General features: G+C 62.9%; 14 protein-coding genes. 7 read left to right on the plus strand and 7 right to left on the minus strand.

The window, feature by feature from the left end:
- Window positions 1–423: 423 nt before the first annotated feature.
- Both MKCMC460_RS10360 and MKCMC460_RS10365 read right to left on the minus strand, forming a co-directional pair.
- Entirely contained in the window at window positions 424–1251 is an 828-nt protein-coding gene (locus MKCMC460_RS10360) for an LLM class F420-dependent oxidoreductase (RefSeq protein WP_033717695.1), read from the minus strand.
- Window positions 1252–1369: 118 nt separating this feature from the next.
- Complete coding sequence (locus tag MKCMC460_RS10365; protein ID WP_023870431.1) at window positions 1370–2116, minus strand: SDR family NAD(P)-dependent oxidoreductase; 747 nt, start codon at window positions 2114–2116, stop codon at window positions 1370–1372.
- Between the two features lie 151 nt (window positions 2117–2267).
- Here MKCMC460_RS10365 and MKCMC460_RS10370 point away from each other — a divergent pair, with 151 nt between their 5' ends.
- Window positions 2268–3716, plus strand: coding sequence for a bifunctional alpha/beta hydrolase/OsmC family protein (locus MKCMC460_RS10370; protein ID WP_225345739.1), 1449 nt, complete (start codon window positions 2268–2270; stop codon window positions 3714–3716).
- Between the two features lie 822 nt (window positions 3717–4538).
- Here the strand turns inward: MKCMC460_RS10370 and MKCMC460_RS10375 are convergent.
- The gene (locus tag MKCMC460_RS10375) at window positions 4539–4772 is read right to left on the minus strand and encodes a zf-HC2 domain-containing protein (protein ID WP_023870429.1); all 234 of its coding nucleotides are present in this window, start codon (window positions 4770–4772) and stop codon (window positions 4539–4541) included.
- Window positions 4769–5410: an RNA polymerase sigma factor gene (locus MKCMC460_RS10380; protein ID WP_031354461.1), complete on the minus strand. Its 642-nt coding sequence runs from the start codon at window positions 5408–5410 to the stop codon at window positions 4769–4771. The genes MKCMC460_RS10375 and MKCMC460_RS10380 overlap by 4 nt, the downstream gene beginning before the upstream one ends.
- Before the next feature lie 559 nt (window positions 5411–5969).
- On the opposite strand from MKCMC460_RS10380, the gene MKCMC460_RS10385 reads away from it, so the two are divergent.
- Window positions 5970–6503, plus strand: coding sequence for an HD domain-containing protein (locus MKCMC460_RS10385; RefSeq protein ID WP_031354460.1), 534 nt, complete (start codon window positions 5970–5972; stop codon window positions 6501–6503).
- 20 nt (window positions 6504–6523) lie between these two features.
- On the opposite strand, the gene MKCMC460_RS10390 is transcribed toward MKCMC460_RS10385, so the two are convergent.
- A complete protein-coding gene (locus MKCMC460_RS10390) occupies window positions 6524–6991 on the minus strand; it encodes an NUDIX hydrolase (RefSeq protein ID WP_023870426.1) in 468 nt (155 codons plus the stop codon).
- Between the two features lie 8 nt (window positions 6992–6999).
- Window positions 7000–7800 carry an XRE family transcriptional regulator gene (locus tag MKCMC460_RS10395; protein ID WP_023870425.1) on the minus strand — a complete coding sequence of 267 codons (801 nt, stop codon included), beginning with the start codon at window positions 7798–7800 and terminating at the stop codon, window positions 7000–7002.
- 255 nt (window positions 7801–8055) lie between these two features.
- On the opposite strand from MKCMC460_RS10395, the gene MKCMC460_RS10400 reads away from it, so the two are divergent.
- The 4 genes from MKCMC460_RS10400 to MKCMC460_RS10415 all read left to right on the plus strand — a co-directional run bounded on the left by MKCMC460_RS10400 (window position 8056) and on the right by MKCMC460_RS10415 (window position 11604).
- Complete coding sequence (locus tag MKCMC460_RS10400; RefSeq protein WP_023870424.1) at window positions 8056–8400, plus strand: hypothetical protein; 345 nt, start codon at window positions 8056–8058, stop codon at window positions 8398–8400.
- Between the two features lie 94 nt (window positions 8401–8494).
- Window positions 8495–9949 carry an FtsK/SpoIIIE domain-containing protein gene (locus MKCMC460_RS10405; protein WP_023870423.1) on the plus strand — a complete coding sequence of 485 codons (1455 nt, stop codon included), beginning with the start codon at window positions 8495–8497 and terminating at the stop codon, window positions 9947–9949.
- Window positions 9906–11447, plus strand: coding sequence for a replication initiator (locus MKCMC460_RS10410; RefSeq protein WP_095931933.1), 1542 nt, complete (start codon window positions 9906–9908; stop codon window positions 11445–11447). The genes MKCMC460_RS10405 and MKCMC460_RS10410 overlap by 44 nt, the downstream gene beginning before the upstream one ends.
- Entirely contained in the window at window positions 11440–11604 is a 165-nt protein-coding gene (locus MKCMC460_RS10415; protein WP_023870421.1) for a hypothetical protein, read from the plus strand. The genes MKCMC460_RS10410 and MKCMC460_RS10415 overlap by 8 nt, the downstream gene beginning before the upstream one ends.
- A gap of 393 nt (window positions 11605–11997) precedes the next feature.
- Here MKCMC460_RS10415 and MKCMC460_RS10420 read toward each other — a convergent pair whose 3' ends face one another.
- A complete protein-coding gene (locus MKCMC460_RS10420) occupies window positions 11998–12360 on the minus strand; it encodes a hypothetical protein (RefSeq protein WP_023870420.1) in 363 nt (120 codons plus the stop codon).
- A 131-nt stretch (window positions 12361–12491) separates the two neighbouring features.
- On the opposite strand from MKCMC460_RS10420, the gene MKCMC460_RS10425 reads away from it, so the two are divergent.
- The gene (locus tag MKCMC460_RS10425; RefSeq protein WP_078336429.1) at window positions 12492–12695 is read left to right on the plus strand and encodes a three-helix bundle dimerization domain-containing protein; all 204 of its coding nucleotides are present in this window, start codon (window positions 12492–12494) and stop codon (window positions 12693–12695) included.
- Window positions 12696–12812: the final 117 nt, after the last annotated feature.

Raw genomic sequence — 12812 nt, forward strand, 5'->3', positions numbered from 1 at the left:
ATCGACTGTGACCGCACCGCAGTGGACGTTGGAGCCACTCTGGTCCGGGCAAGTGTAGATGCCGGTCAGCCGTATCAGGGACCGACTTGGTGCGGGGGCTTCCTCGTCGGGACACCTTGGCGCACTTGGTGTTCGATGTCGTTTTGCTTGGTCCACTGAGAAGGGTGACCGGGTAGATGCCCAGATTGCCGGCGGACTAGCTCGGTGAAGTTCCCCGAGAGCGTGGAGGCATCGACAATAGGGGTCGAGATGCCAGAGAAACGGAAGAAGTACGACTAGGAGTTCCGTGAGGGTGCGGTCCAGATCGTCGAAGAAACGGGTAAGCCGGATCGCCCAGGTTGCTCGTGACCTGAGCGCGTATGAGGGCACGCTGGGTAGCGCGGACACGGGCGGCCCGCGAGGGTCGCGGTGAGCTGACCCAGTCTAGCTGTATGTATCGCGCCAGTGGATCATATCTTTGAGTTCGCGAAAGTCGAATCCGTCTGCGTCCGGGTGGATTTCAGTGGTAAAGAACGTTACCCCCATACTCGCAAATGCGTCGGCGTCGGCGCGGCCTGTCCAGTGCACTGCGCGTTCAATCGCCGACTCATCGCGCCCTACTACCTGTGCCAACTCGCCAAGCAGTGCATTCTTACGCCGGTACTCGGCGGGGCTGGCGAACGTATGCCAGATGTCGGCGTACCGTGCCACCAAAGGCAGCGTGCGGCGCACCCCCATGCCGCCGATGAGAATCGGGATGCTGCGTGTCGGAGCCGGTATCAGTTTGTCGAGCCGCTCGCTTATGCGTTTCAGGCTGCTCTCAAATAGGTCCATCCGTGACTTGACGGTACCGTACTCGTAACCGTAAACGACGTAATCCTTTTCATACCAACCGGATCCAATCCCCAGAATCAGGCGGCCATCGCTGATGTGATCGACTGTGCGGGCCATGTCAGCGAGAAGATCCGGATTGCGGTAACCGACACCAGTTACGAGCAAGCCGATCTCGGCGCGTGAGGTGATCTCGCCCCATGAGGCCAGCGACGTCCAGCCTTCGAAATTATTGACGTCGGGCTGCACGGGTAGGAGCTCGGGCAACCCGTCGGAGGTCGGGGCGGTTGCGGGTTTATGGAAATGGTCGTAGCCGAAGATTGCGTCTACGCCGAGTTGTTCAGCGGTGATCACTGCGTCGCGCCATGTGCGGTAGTCAGGGGTGTCTCCTGGCCACAGCTGCACACCGACGCGAATAGGCAGGTTCCGACGGCTAGACATATTGATATACCTCATATTTCAATGGGATGAGCAGGACACTTATTAATCGATGCACGCTGCATTCGGCTCCCGTGTGATCGGAATTGATGGCAGCATGGACTGTGCGGTTAGCTGGTGTTCAGACGGCGGTGCGGCCGCCATCTACAGCGAGGGTGACCCCGTGGATGTAGCTGGCTTGGTCGCTCGCCAAGAACACAATCGAGTTGGCGATTTCTTCAGCCTGCGCGGGACGGCCCGCGGGAGCAGGGCCAACCAGCCTGCGAAGCCCCTCACCCATAGCTGCGGTGCCTTCGGTGAATGTCGGTCCTGGACTGACCGCGTTGACCCGTATGCCCCGCGGTCCGTACTCGGCTGCCCACGTTTTGGTGAGGGATACGACCGCAGCTTTGCTGGCGCCGTACAGACTGGTTCCGACGTTTCCGTACTCGGCGACCATCGTAGTGACATTGACGATCACGCCATTGCCGCGTTCGGCCATCTTGGGGGCTAGTTCGGCTACCAAGAAGAACGGAACGCGAACGTTGAGATTGAACACCGCGGTGAAATCTTCTTCGGTCATCGATTCGGTTGGTCCGAACGGATAGACGCCGGCGTTGTTCACCAGCACGTCGATATGGCCGAGCCTTGTAACAGCCTCAGCAGCGAGCAGCCTCGCGGATTCGGCGTCGTGCAGGTCACTGCTGAGAAACTCGGCCTTGCCGCCCGTGGACTCGATCTCTCCTACTACCTGTTGCCCACGCTCCGCGTTCCGGCCTGACACTGCCACTACGGCACCGTGACTAGCCAGAGAGACGGCAACAGCCCGCCCGATTCCGCTAGTTCCGCCGGTGATGAGAACGCGTGCCTCGGACAGTTGGACAGCCATCGTTCATCCTGCTTTCTTATGGTCGACCGGATTGTGTGCCGCGGCCAAGGTTTTCTTCGTACTATCACGTGCGACCAATGAGTGTGCGGACGACGGTCAAGCGTTACAAGTCTCGGCCGTCCCGCAGAGTGCTATAGGGTTCAGCGTGGCGATGCTCGCGCTGGAGCACCGTGTGTGCAGGGTCTGCTGGCAAGCCGATCCCGAGTGGAAGGACAAGTATTGCGTTCGTCGGGCTTACGACCCCGCCCACCGCGAACTGGACACCGCGGGCGGACTGACACATCCGGCCAGTTCTAGCGATGAGGAGGTCGTCCCGATGAGCAATTCAGAACGCGTGACGTTCGCTGGCAGTAGCGGTTCGCTGTCTGGGCGGCTGGAGACTCCAGAACAGCCGCCCACGACGTGGGCGGTATTCGCGCACTGCTTTACCTGTGGAAAAGACAACTCGGCTGCGGCGCGAATCTCTCGTGCCCTCACCGGCAGTGGTATCGGCGTCCTACGCTTCGACTTCACGGGGTTGGGGGACTCCGAGGGCGACTTCGCCGCGACAGGATTCAGTTCCAATGTCGATGACTTGGTGTGTGCAGCCGACTTCATGCGAGCGAGCCACGGTGCGCCAACGATGCTGATTGGGCACTCCCTCGGTGGGGCTGCGGTGCTTGCGGCGGCGTCGCGAATCAATGATGTCAATGCCATTGCCGTTATTGGTACACCGGCAGATCCCGGTCACGTAGCGGGCCTGCTGCGCCAGTCACGCGACGACATCGCGGCAGGTGAGGCGACTATATCTATCGCCGGTCGCGAGTTCCGTCTGCAGCGGCAGTTCCTCGACGACATCGCAGCACAGCCCCAGCGGGAACGTATCCGAGCGGCCGACGCTGCACTCCTAGTGTTGCACTCGCCGACCGACCAGGTGGTCTCAGTCGACAATGCCCGAGAGATCTTCGACATCGCGCGGCACCCTAAATCCTTTGTCGCACTTGACGGCGCTGATCATCTGCTCAGCTGCCGCGACGACGCCGAGTACGCCGCTACTGTGATAGCTGCCTGGGCTGGCCGTTACCTGAAGCACCATGCGAGCACAGCTCTGACTCGCAGCGGCCCTCCGCCTAGTGACGACGGTGTCGTACGGGTCGCAGAGCGGGGTGATGCGGGAAGTCTCACCCAGGACATCACGGTCGGCTCGCACCGCCTTGTTGCGGATGAACCTCGTCCGATCAGCGACGACATGGGCCCCACCCCGTACGACCTATTGCTCGCCGCGTTGGGAGCCTGTACGTCGATGACGATCAGGATGTACGCCGAACGCAAACGATGGCCACTGGAAAGCGTGGTTGTCGATGCCCGCCATTCCCGTGTCCACGCGCAGGACTGTGCCGAGCTCGACAAAACGAAAGGGTTCATCGATCGCATTGAACGTCACATTATGTTGCAGGGACCACTGAGCGCCATCCAACGCGACAGGCTCATGGAGATCGCCAGCAGGTGTCCAGTGCACCGCACTCTCCGCTCCGAAGTGGACATTCGCACCACCGGGCGACTCCGTGACAGTAATCATTCCCAGCTTTCACCAGCATCCTCCATCATCGGCGACCGCTGAGTCACCCACGAGCCCGAAGCGCGGATCATGGGCCGCGAACGCTTCATCGCATGAGCCCATTGCGTCCCGTTGGCGTCGTGCGGATTAATGTCCGGTACAGAAGTGGTGACAGGATAGTTTGCGCGAATGCGCATCCGACCGGGCACCGTGGTGCGCCGGAACCGCCCACAGGTAGCCCGAACCCCGCGGCGATGAGCTCGAAACGACTGCGTTGCTGTGCCGCAAAGTACGCCGATACTTTTCTCACGAACGCGATATCGCGTTCCTTCTCGGCGATCCCCGTACGGAACCGGGTGCCAACTCGGCACGCTCGATCGCGGTCAGCCACCATCCGGTGGAACCCTGTGCGCATCGGTGGCAGCGCCGTCCCGGAGCCTTTCGGCCGCCACCCATTTACGTAACAGGTGCTCGTGAACATTGAGCTCCCGGCCGATCTCGGCGACCGGCTGGGCCACCATCAATCGCCCGCCGAGCGGCCTGAGCCTTGAACTCCGCCGTGAACGACCGACGAGTCCTGGACATACCCACATCCTCCCAGCGGAACCCCGTGCCCCGCTATCTCGGGTGTCCACTGAAACCGGGGAGGCTCACCATACACCAATGCCGCTGACCAAGAGCGTAAGCATGCAAATAGTTGCGCACGAATAGGTTTGGTCAAGTTACTCGGGACGAAGCCCGCTGCGACCTTCGCAAGCCGATGCCCGAGTCAAATAGCGCCTACCAACAACTGTGGCGCCATCCCCGCACGATCGCGCGTGCTTGCCAGGCGCCGGGACTGCTTCATTTGGCCCGCAGGTGGCACTCTGTGGTTGTAAAAGGGCGTCACCGCCAATCCTTGAAAGCCTCAAGTAGTTGCGCGCGGAATTCCGGTGCCAACTCGCTTTCACGGATCCGGCCGACCGTGCTGATAGTGACCCGAAACTGCTGCAGGTAGTTATCGCATCCGTCGCATTCGAGCAGGTGCTCGTCGAAGCGCGCCCGCGTTTCGAGGTCGAGTGAGCCGTCCAGATAGGCAGTGACAATTTCGACGAGCTCGTTGCAATCGAGTGGGTTCACGACGCATCTTTCAGGTAATTTTCGAGAGCCTCTCGAATGACCGCACGGCCACGATGAAGCAATACCCGCTGGTTCGCAGCGCTGATCTCGAGTAGTGCACAGACCTCATCGGAATCGAGACCGAGCATGTCGCGCATCGTCACGACAATGCGCTGACGCTCAGGCAAGGTATCGAGATTGCGCTTGGCGACGTCGGTGAGTTCTCTGCTGAGAGCCGAGCCCTCAGGGGTGTCCGGGAAAGGAGTCGGTGTCTCCTCCGCCTTCCAGTGCCCGGGTAGCTCGTCGCCAGCAGCACGGAACCGCTCGGGGTCAACTGTGCCGCCGGTGAACGCTTTGATCTGAGTGTCGACGTGCCTGCGTTCCTTGAGCCCTCTAGTCTTGGCGATATTGACAAGAACCGTAAAAAGCCAAGTACGTAGGGACGACCGTCCCTCGAATCTGTCCAAGCCCTTGAGGAGCGCGATCCACGTCTCCTGCACGACGTCCTCGGCATGCTGCTCACTCGGCACGTAGCCACGTGCCACCCGCAGCATCGCCGGAGTGTGACGATCGACCAACCGAGCAAAAGCTCGATGGTCGCCGGCGCGAAGTGCAGCGACCAAAGCGCCCTCGTCTTCCGAAACCGTGGCTGCGGTCATGGTCACTCAGCGACTGTACCTACCGGTATAGCGATGGCGCTACCGACGGCTCAGCCATACCCGTCATACCTCTATTGACCGGGATTCCCAATCGGGTGCGAGCCGAATTGCCTACATTTCGGCAGGCCTGCGCTCTCGAACGATTTGGTGAAATACATGTACAGTTCGGCCGGACGATGCGCCGCGTGGTCTCGTCCTTGATAGCAGTAAGGAAAGTTATCACACCGCAGGTCAAGGCGGTCAGGCGGGCATCGGTCGCGCCTGCTGCGCGCGGCGTCTCGATGCGGCGGGGGCGAGGACAGTGAGGCTGGTCGTGCTGCCAGGGTGTGGTGGGCATTGAGATGCGGGCACTGGATGTCTGCGCGGGCTGGTGTTGGCGGCGGACGGAGGGCGAAGCGTAGGGAGCGGCGCGGACGGGAGCGCCAGCGGACGGGAGCAGAGCGAGCGTAGCGAAGCCCGCAGGTAGCCGCCGGATTTCTACGGGCTTCGGAGACGAATGCTGCAACGGCCATCAGCTATGGGCCTGCACAGTGGCGGTGGGACTCGTAGGCTGGCGGTTGTGAGCGGGGTTCTGACGCAGCGTGCACGGCGAGAGGCGGAGGCACGGCTGGCTGGGTTGCCGCGGTTGGCGCATGTGCGGGGTGTCGCGGCGGCTGCCGAGCGGTTGAGTCGACGTTTCGATGCGGACACAGCGGACTGCTTGGTGGCGGCGGCGTGGCTGCACGATATCGGCTACGCACCGTCGGTGCGCCAAACCGAGTTTCATCCTCTCGACGGCGCGAAGTTTGCCCGGTGGGCGGGTTTTGGGGAATTGGTCGCGTCGTTGGTGGCGTTTCACACCGGTGCGCTCGCGGAGGCTGCTGAGCGAGGCGTGTCGGGTTTATCGGCGTTCGGCGATCCACCCAGCGATGTTCTGGATGCGTTGACCTTTTGCGATCTCACGACCGGACCTGACGGGTTACCGATACCTCCGCAGGATCGCCTGAGCGACGTGTTAGCGCGCTACGGGCCCGAGGATCCGGTGCACCGGGCGGTCGACGCAGGTCGCGACGAGTTGCTGGCGACAGTAGGACGGGTACGCGCCTGGAAGTAGCCGCCCTTACTGCTCGCGGATCAGCCGAGGTAGGGAGCGTCGCGGTGTTGCAGGTAGTGGTCGATGCGCAGCCGCATCGATGGGTGCATGTCCAGGCCGGTCATGTCGTCGGGATGGGTCCAGGCGATTTCGGTGCTTTCATCGTCGATCGCCAGGGTTCCGCCGAGCACCTTGGTGGTGAAGGACAGCGAGAACTGTTGGCGGACTTCACCATCGGAGAACGCGACCACGTGCTGCGGGTTGGTGTAGACACCGACCAGTCCGGTGACTTCGACGTCAAGCCCGGTTTCTTCTTTGACCTCGCGTACCGCGGTATCGGCGATGGTTTCGCCGATGTCGTGTCCACCGCCGGGTAGCGCCCACAGGGTGTTGTCGCGGCGTTTGATGAGCAGGATGCGTCCCTGTTCGTCAGTGACGATGGCCGAAGCCGAGGGGACGACACTGTTGGGCTGCGGGGCGTTGGGGTCGTTGTAGTAGTCGGTGCGCATCGATGGGTTCAGCCTTTCGCGGTCAGGGGTGTGGCGTTGTCCCATACCTGGGTGAAGGCCTGTTCGAGGGTGGCCCAGAGGCGGGGTTCGTGGTGGCGCGATAGCACGAGGACGGGGTTGTTGCGTCCGGGTGAGCCGTAGATGTGGAAGTTGACGATCATCGCATCGTCGACGCGGAAGATCGACGTGTAGAGCGTGGTGTCGTGGGTGCGGATGTTCAGTCCTGGGGTGCCGGCGTGGGGGGTGAGCAGTTCGACGGAGGTGCGGCATCGGGCGATGACGGCTTCACCGATCCCCTCGTCTTGACCGCGCAGGATCGTGGTGGCGGTGTCGGGGTTACCAACGAGAAATCGCACTGCAACGCCGCGGGCGGCGGCGTCGAGGAGGGTGTCGAGGAATCCGTCGAGGGTGTCGAAGAGGAACGTGGCGGCCAGGACGAGGATGTCGATGCTGGTGGTGGCGTCGGCGAAATGCTGCTGCCATGCGGTGATCGGTAGCTGGGTGCGGCTGGCATACAGCGTCGCGGTGAACGGCCCACCCGATGACGTTGTCGCCAGTGGGTGCGCAGTGGAGGGCGGGTATTGGTTGGGCCACAGGTCGTACGGGGTGCAGTCGAGCACATCGGCGGCCCGGTGGGCGTTGTGTTCTCGGACCTTGTAGTCACTGTCGGCCAGCCAGCGTCGCACTGTCTTGATATCCACACCCACGGCAGTGGCGAACCGTGCGTGGGATAGGCCCTTGGCCCGTAGCCGCTGTGCGAGGCGCTCGTTGGGGATCGTCACGGCCTCAGCATCGTCGTGATCGTCCATCGTGTCAGCGCACATCTTCCCGTGTCGATTCTGTCCATCCTCTACGCGTGGTTCCTAGTTTGCCATGGGTCCGTCGCCACTCCGTGACGGTAATGCCCGTGCGACGTCCGCTGGTGTGTCTCGGTCGTGTCTGAAACGTCCGAGGCCGTGTCGGCAATGCCTGTAAATGTCCCTCGCTACGTCCCCGGTGTCCACGTGAACTGTGCCCAGCATTCGAAACGGGTGCAAGCAGATCATGAAAGGACCAGTAGGACAATGCGTTTGAGAATCGATACGTCAGGAACCCGGTTCATCGTCACCCGTGCGGCTGAGCCAAGGCTGAACTTCGAGACCGGCAGCCCGAAAGTCGACACCGCCACCGGGGTGCCGCTGTTTGCCACCCAGGTGCTGGCGTTGGATGACACCGGCGGTGAAGTCCTCAACGTCACCGTCGCAGGTGACCCGAAAGTGACAGTCACGCAACCAGTCTCAGTGTCGGGGTTGGTGGCCATCCCATGGGCACAAGGCGATCGCAGTGGTGTGGCGTTCCGAGCCGACGCGATCAGCCCCACCACCCCGAACGGTGCTGGGTCGAGTGAGCAGGCCCGTCCGCAGAAATAACCGCTGAGCGGGTTGGGGCGCGCGTTGAGCAGATCGTCGCGCCCCACCCCCGGGGAACTCCTGCCGACCATTTCGCTCGCGAAGGGCACCTGACATGGCATTAAACAATAGGAACACCAACAACACTGAGCAGAATAATGATGATGACTGGTTCGGGGATCTGGTCATGTCTCTGTTCACCGCGGCCGGATATCTGCTGTGGTGGGCGGCGCTGTTCCCGGCCATCAGCCTCCCCATCATCGCCAGCCTCGCACTCGGCATCACCCATGGCCCGCGTGCGGGCCTAGTCTGCGCGCTCGCACTGAGCGTCGCGTATGCAGGCTGGGCGTGGCTCGATCGAGGCTCGTTTCGCGGCTGGGTGACCGAACCGGTACGCCGACGGTGGCTGACCTGGTCGCGCTACACCCGCAGCTGGGAATCGACATGCACCCTGCACGGCCTGGCCGCCCGCCTCGGCGAACGCACCCTCACACCCACACTGCGCTACGTGCGCATCGGCAGAACCACCGATGTGTTGGCGGTGCGGATCGTCACCGGCCAATCGACGGCCGACTGGCACAAGCAATCCGATGCGTTGGCCGCCGCGTGGCGCGCCGACCGGATCACCATCCGCGCGACCGCCCCCGGCGAACTGAAGATCACGTTGATGCGCGGGGATGTGCTCGCCGAACCCATTGGTCTGCCGATACCCACCGCGGTGACCCCGGTGGATCTGGGGGCCGTGCCGGTGGGGATCACCGAAACCCGCCACAGCTGGCAGCTACCGCTGCTCGGCCATCATGTGCTGATCGCGGGAGCCACCGGCGCCGGGAAAGGCTCGGTGTTGTGGTCGCTGATTGCCGGGATCGCCCCAGCGGTGAAAACCGGGCTGGTGCGGTTGTGTGTCATCGATCCCAAAGGCGGCATGGAACTGGGCTCCGGGGCACCGATGTTCACGGTGTTCACCCACGACGCCACCGACACCACCCTGGAACTCCTCCGCCAACTCGTGACGGTGATGCACGCACGGGCCAACCGGCTGCGTGGCCACACCCGGCTACACACCCCGACATCGGCTGAGCCGTTGTTTGTAGTGGTGATCGATGAGATCGCCGCGTTGACTGCGTATGTGACCGACCGCAAGGTCCGCACCGAAATTGAACAACTCCTCGGCCTGCTGCTCTCCCAAGGCCGCGCAGTGGGGATCAGTGTGGTGGCCGCGGTGCAAGACCCGGCCAAAGACACCCTGCCGGTGCGGCAGCTGTTCACCGTGCGGATCGGGTTGCGGCTGACCGAAGCCACCCAAACCACCATGGTCCTCGGGCAAGGAGCCCGTGACGCCGGGGCGGAATGCGACCGGATCCCCGACACCGCCCCGGGTGTCGGGTACATGCTGATCGACGGCACCGCTCAGCCGCAGCGGGTGCGGGCCTTCCACGTCACCGACCACGACATCACCACCCTCGCGCGCCGCTTCCGCCGCCCCACCAGCCGAGCAAGCAGCACCCGCCGGCCACGCGCCACCGATGCCGGCCACACTTCGGGTGAGGGCAACAGTGAACAGCGTTGATTACCTGGGCCAGCTCGCCCTGCCCGGGGTGCCGGACACGGTCGACACGGCGAAGGTGGTCGAGCAGATGGTGCGCCGAGCATCTTCGATGGGGTTCGAATCATGGTGGCGGCGAGCCGAATCAGTTGGATTCTGCGCCCACCCCATCCAACTCGTCGGTGCCGATGAATACAGGCGGGATCGGGTGGTGTGGACGCGGTGCAATAATCGCCGCGCCCACATCTGCCCCTCCTGCTCGGACCTCTACGCTCGCGACACCTGGCAACTCGTCCATGCCGGCGCCGCGGGCGGGCATCACGGCATGCCCATCACGGTGGCCGACCGGCCGCAAGTGTTCCTCACCCTTACCGCCCCCAGCTACGGGGCCGTTCATGCGGCCACGCGCGGTGGCGACGGCAAGCGCGGCATGTGTCGGGATCATCACCGCATCGGTGGCTATCGCCGCTGCCCTCATGGAAAACCGTTGTGGTGCAGCACCGTCCATGATCATGGCGAAGGCCGTGTCGGTCAGCCGCTCTGTAGCGAGTGCTACGACTACGTCGGGCATGTGCTGTTCACCTGGCACCTACCTGAACTGTGGCGCCGCTTCACCATCACCCTGCGACGCGCCCTACACAAAGAACTGAAAGCCACAGGTGTGGATCCGGACGGGGTGCGGGTCAGCTTCATCAAAATCATTGAACTGCAAGTCCGCGCCATCCCGCACATCCACGCCCTGATCCGCCTCGATCCGCACGAGAACGGTGACGACCCGGATCAGACCGATTGGGAATCACCCACCAGTGCAACCAAACTTGCCGCCATCATCGAGCACGCGGCCCGCACCGTGACGCTCGCCCTGACCGATCCCACCACCGACAGCGCCGTGCGGAGGATCAGGTTCGGTACGCAGATCGACACCCAACCCCTCACCGCATCCTCGGCTCCCGAGAAAACGGGTTCGGCTGAGCAGAATTCAGGTATCGCCGGGTCACTGTCAGGGAGGCGGGTGGCGCGCTATCTCGCCAAGTACGTCACCAAGTCCCTGGCCGACCTCGGAATCAGCGCACGACGCCTCTCCACCGAAGCGATCGGCGACCTGGACGTGTCCGAGCATGTGCGTGCCATCCTGACCACCATCAGCGCGCTCGCCGACAAAGGACTCAGCGGGATCAGACGGTGGCTGCACACTCTCGGGTTCCGCGGTCACATCACCTCCAAGTCCCGCCGCTACTCCACCACCATGACCGCCCTACGGCAACGGCGCGCCACCTGGACCCGCGAACAACAATCGAAGAGCACTGCACAACACCCTGATCAGAGACCGTATAGGGGTTCCAGCGGCGCTGTTGACGATGACGATCTGGTCGCGTGGGAATTCGACCGCGCGGGGCACGCGAGCCTCGGCGAACGCACACTGATCATCAGCGCCTCACTACGCCGCATCCAGCAGCGTCATACCGCGCGCGAGGCAAGACAGCCCCGCCGTGGCGCTCCTGTCGAGGTGCTCGATGGTTAGCCCACAACCCCACACCGCCAAGAATGTCCGAGACGAAAGATCGTACAGCCGTGAAGAGTTCACCGAATGGCTCACGGAATCGTGCGAACGCCAACAGGTATCGGTTGCCGTCACCAACCCCACCGTGCTGGCTGACATCGCGATGTTGCTGCGGTAAACCACGAGTAGTCGATCCCGCCGAGCATGACGAAGCGCCTATATGGCACTGTTCTTCTCCTGGATGCAAGAACTCCAAGCTGAGTTGTGACGGGTGATGTCAACGCCAGCGCCGCGTGCGGGCGAACCACGGTTCGAGCCTTGACATCACCCGTCACGACCCGCACCGTCGCCTGCGACCAGAGAAGACGAGGGGACGGTTGTTGTTGTCGTCGATGTAGTGCTTTATCGATGGTCTCGGTCCGGCGGCGACATCAGGAGTCGTCGGGGAGAGTGGAAACCGACGTCGATCTGTGACGCTGGGCGTCAGCTGTTCTCGCCGCGAATCTGAGGGCGGTATATCCCTGGGAGACGACCTGCCGGCCGCACTATTGAGGGCAGTAAGTGCTGCGGTTCAGCCTGCGATGACTCGGCGCACGTCGCTGCTCGTCGAGCTGTTTGGTGCCCGATTCCGGGCATTGTCACTGCGAGCGGCTTCGGTGATCGGCACCTCACCTTCCGTCCCGTCCGCCGCCGTAGTCGGCGCGTAGACGTCGACTTCGGGGAAGCGGTGGCGTAGCCGCGTGATGAGGAACTGGGCCCGGTCGATGTCGCGGCGAAGCTCGGCGGTGACCGAGCGCATCTCTTGTGCCCGTGCCGGGTGGTGCCCGCAGGCCCCTTCACGCTCGGCGACCGCCAGCCTCCGTGTCATGTCGCGAAGCTGCTCGTTGATGGCGGTGATCAGCAGCGCGGCCTGAGCGACATTCGGATCGGTCATGAGGATTATCGTGTCACTTCTGCGGTGACCTGGTGTGCCAGCGGACTACCTTCGCCGGCCGTCTGAGGTTCATAGTTCTGTTGGTTGACGGCGATCGGACTGGACATGGATCCTGGTGGCCGATGATCGAGATTGCCGAGCAGACGGTGTTGGCCGAGGTTGAGCGCAGACTGATCCAGGAGTTTCCCGGGGTCACGTTGGCGGATGTTGATGCTGCGGTCCGTAAGGCTCACGCTCGGTTTGATGCGAGTCCGATTCGAGATTTCGTTCCGCTGTTCGTCGAGAAGCACGCGCGCAGCCATCTTGCACAGCATCACATGGCAACCAGCGCCTAATTCCGCTTGGGTCGAGTCGCCCCCTGCCGTCAAGACCGGGGGGCGGAGCCATGCGGACTCTGATCGCTTACACCTATTTAGCCCAGTTAACAGCAACGGCCGCGATACTCTGCCGGT

Origin of the sequence: Mycobacterium sp. 20KCMC460, from assembly GCF_022179425.1 — a bacterium.
Taxonomy (GTDB): Bacteria; Actinomycetota; Actinomycetes; order Mycobacteriales; family Mycobacteriaceae; genus Mycobacterium; species Mycobacterium kiyosense.

Excerpts from the sequence above, each read along its gene's own strand:
- MKCMC460_RS10360 (WP_033717695.1), bottom strand. The coding sequence starts at position 1,251 with ATGTCTAGCCGTCGGAACCTGCCTATTCGCGTCGGTGTGCAGCTGTGG.
- MKCMC460_RS10365 (WP_023870431.1), bottom strand. The coding sequence starts at position 2,116 with ATGGCTGTCCAACTGTCCGAGGCACGCGTTCTCATCACCGGCGGAACT.
- MKCMC460_RS10370 (WP_225345739.1), top strand. The coding sequence starts at position 2,268 with ATGCTCGCGCTGGAGCACCGTGTGTGCAGGGTCTGCTGGCAAGCCGAT.
- MKCMC460_RS10380 (WP_031354461.1), bottom strand. The coding sequence starts at position 5,410 with ATGACCGCAGCCACGGTTTCGGAAGACGAGGGCGCTTTGGTCGCTGCA.
- MKCMC460_RS10390 (WP_023870426.1), bottom strand. The coding sequence starts at position 6,991 with ATGCGCACCGACTACTACAACGACCCCAACGCCCCGCAGCCCAACAGT.
- MKCMC460_RS10395 (WP_023870425.1), bottom strand. The coding sequence starts at position 7,800 with ATGGACGATCACGACGATGCTGAGGCCGTGACGATCCCCAACGAGCGC.
- MKCMC460_RS10400 (WP_023870424.1), top strand. The coding sequence starts at position 8,056 with ATGCGTTTGAGAATCGATACGTCAGGAACCCGGTTCATCGTCACCCGT.
- MKCMC460_RS10405 (WP_023870423.1), top strand. The coding sequence starts at position 8,495 with ATGGCATTAAACAATAGGAACACCAACAACACTGAGCAGAATAATGAT.
- MKCMC460_RS10410 (WP_095931933.1), top strand. The coding sequence starts at position 9,906 with ATGCCGGCCACACTTCGGGTGAGGGCAACAGTGAACAGCGTTGATTAC.
- MKCMC460_RS10415 (WP_023870421.1), top strand. The coding sequence starts at position 11,440 with ATGGTTAGCCCACAACCCCACACCGCCAAGAATGTCCGAGACGAAAGA.
- MKCMC460_RS10420 (WP_023870420.1), bottom strand. The coding sequence starts at position 12,360 with ATGACCGATCCGAATGTCGCTCAGGCCGCGCTGCTGATCACCGCCATC.